At 45.9% G+C, this 3,069-nt stretch carries 2 protein-coding genes; both read right to left on the bottom strand.

The genetic code is table 11. The annotated features are described in order from the left end of the window. On the bottom strand, positions 1–1,333 hold a 1,333-nt coding region (locus FU659_RS34690), incomplete at its 3' end, for an S-layer homology domain-containing protein (protein WP_187274625.1). Between the two features lie 107 nt (positions 1,334–1,440). Next, positions 1,441–3,069, bottom strand: a 1,629-nt coding sequence (locus FU659_RS34685) for an S-layer homology domain-containing protein (protein WP_187274624.1), incomplete at its 5' end; no start/stop codon positions are given.

Raw genomic sequence — 3,069 nt, 5'->3', positions numbered from 1 at the left:
CTCCAGGATTCGTACCGCCTCCGTTATCTCCAGGATTTGTACCGCTTCCGTTATCTCCAGGATTCGTACCGCCTCCGTTATCTCCAGGGTTCGTGCCGCTTCCGTTATCCCCAGGATTCGTGCCGCTTCCGCCATTACCAGGAGTTGTACCACTCCCGTTATCTCCAGGATTCGTACCGCTTCCGTTGCTATTGCCTGTACTCGAGCCAGAAGCCGGGCCTCCTCCGTTAACTTGCTGTTCGTTCCCAACGACTACTTTGCCGTTGCTCATCTTAACTGTGGTTCCTGTCTTCACTTTAGAGTCATTGATTGTAATATCTGCACCGATTTTAACATTATGTATGCTACCATTACCTGAAATCATTGTATTGGCAGCAGTTTCGCTTATCGTCAAACTACCGATTGACGCACTTTCTTGGACTTCCAGCTTAGCCATCGAATCTACTGTCAGTTCATTCACTGTACCACTGACAACGACCCGAACCTGATGATCACGGTTGTTAATGATAACCTTCTCTAGAGTGGAACCATGAAGATGAATGCTATTCGTGCCACCCCCATTAATGAATGTGACCCCCTTTACGGTAACTGCATCCAACGTTGCATCTCCGCTGCCGATTCCTTCAGCTAAATACAAATTACCTTCAATATGCGTGTCTTTTAATGTAACGTTCGGATTGTTAATTACCGCATTACCGTTGATTCGCTGAGGGGGGTATGTTCCTGCAGCATGATAAAACTCGCTGACTATTTGATTAATGATCGTTACAGCCTCTGCGCGAGTAATGGCCCGTCTGGGTTTGAAAGAATGATCCGTATATCCTTTCATGTATCCGTTTTCAACAAGAGTTTCAATAGCCGCCTTTGCGTAGCCTTGAATTTGGTCTGAATCGCTAAATGAAGCCCGATTATTGCTTGAAGCGCCCGTTAGCTTGAAAGCCCGGCTTAGTATCACAGCAGCGTCTTCTCTAGTAACTTCATCTTTCGGGCGAAAGGTTTGGTCCGGATATCCGCTAATATATCCTGCTCTATATGCTTTGGCGATGTCGCCGGAGAACCAGTTCGTACTTGCAACGTCCGTAAATCCACCGTCTGTCTCTCTCTTAAATTCAAATATACGGTTGACGATGGTCACAAATTCTGCGCGGTCTATCGGATTGTCAGGCCTCACAGTGCCATCATCATAGCCGTTAATAATCCCGTTTCCTATCCATTTCTTCAATTGTGCGTTTGCCCAATGATCATCGATATCAGAAGCGTAAATGGGGAATACCGGAATAGACATCAGCAGTATCATAGCTAGAAAAGTTATTATTGCTTTCTTGAACGTCACGCTTACTCACTCCTATAGATGGATTAAAAGAATAGAAAAGTTCCTTCATTACTGAAGGAACTTTTCCGTGCGACTCCAGAGCATGTTATGGGAAAAGTATCATGAATTTACTTTTCTATCTGGGTTAACATGTTTAGGATCGCTTGTGCTGTTTCTGCTCTGACTGCATAAGATTGTGGTGCGAATACGTCTGTAGACTGCCCTTTCATTAAACCGATTTCGATCGCCTTATTCACTCCCGCTGCTGCCCATGATGATACTTGATCATGATCTTTCAGCAAGGCAAGATGGTCGATTGTCGGCGAATTAGCGCCTTTGGCGTATTCATAAGCCCGTACGATCAGTATCGCCATTTGTTCTCTGGTAATTTGATCGCCCGGTGCAAATTTAGACTCCGATATGCCTGAGATTAGCCCTGCTTCATATGCAGCTGCTACCGAGGACGCATACCAATCTGATGCTTGAACATCATTAAAGCGTGTAATGGCTTTTCCAGCTTTCAATCCAAGTGTCTTCACAAGCATCGTGACGAATTCGGCACGCGTCGTCAAGCCTACAGGATTAAATTCCGTTGCCGATACGCCGTTAACGATATGTTTCGCTGCCATGACCTTTAGCGTACGATACGCCCAATGAGTGGAAGGGACATCCGTAAACGTTTTGTTATATTCCAACACGGCATACTTACTGAAATGCGGTGCGGACGCCGATATCGTCTTCAGGCCAGTATCCATTTTTCCACCGATATACTCCCATGTTTGAGCCTTGTCGTCGAACACATATACGCCAGCCAGCTCTGCATCCGTACGGTTTCCGTCGTAAGGAAATACCAATTGGATAGGTTCCGAGAATGCGTTTAATTTTGATTCCTTACCATCCTTGTCTACAAGTAGCAAGTCAAAATTGTAGATTTGATTATTAATCTTGTAGTTTGCGCCTACTAAGCTTGCTTTGTCGTTCGAATCCGTTTTGATTCGTACGATAATCTGAGCATTGTCTGCATTGCCCTGCAGATTGCTAGTAAGCTGTTTAATAACAGCCGATGGGATAACCAGAGATACCCCTTCAGACTTTACTTCCACAGGAGTAGTGATGGTTTGTGCTACATTGACTGGAAGCATGGCCTCAGTCTTACCTTTGCTCAAACTTACTGTTGCCTTGCCATCAAGTACATTCTTCAAATCCGCACTGGTAATAGGCTGCTGTTGTTGATTCTTTGGTTGTGTTGTCCCTGTCGGTGTTGATGAAGATGGTGTATCTGGTGTCGTTGTCTGATCCTGGTTTTGGCCGCTGATCTTGATGGTCGCTTCGCCTGTAACGTTAGAACCGTCAACCGCTGTCGCAACGACTTTCACTTCTCCATCTTTCACAGCAGTCAGCAGTCCTGCAGTACTGATCGTCGCTTTATCGCTTTGCGTTCCATCTGTGTTATAGACAGACCAGGTAACCGTTTTGTTAATGGCATTGGCAGGCAGCACGTCTGCAGACATTAGCAGTGTTCCACCCTTGCTTGTAATCGCGTTTGCTCCGTTTGCTCCGGTTACAGCGATGCTTGTTACCGGAACTGTAATGATCACATTTTGGCCGCTGATGCTGATGGTCGCTTCGCCTTTAACGTTGGAACCATCGACCGCTGTTGCAACCACTTTCACTTGTCCATCCTTTGCAGCGATCAGCAGTCCTGCTGTGCTTATTGTCGCTTTATCGGTTTGCGTTCCATCTGTGTTATAGACAGA

It is taken from the genome of Paenibacillus sp. N3.4, assembly GCF_008017805.1.
GTDB lineage: Bacteria > Bacillota > Bacilli > Paenibacillales > NBRC-103111 > Paenibacillus_E.
This window is presented reverse-complemented; position numbering and strand designations above follow the sequence as displayed.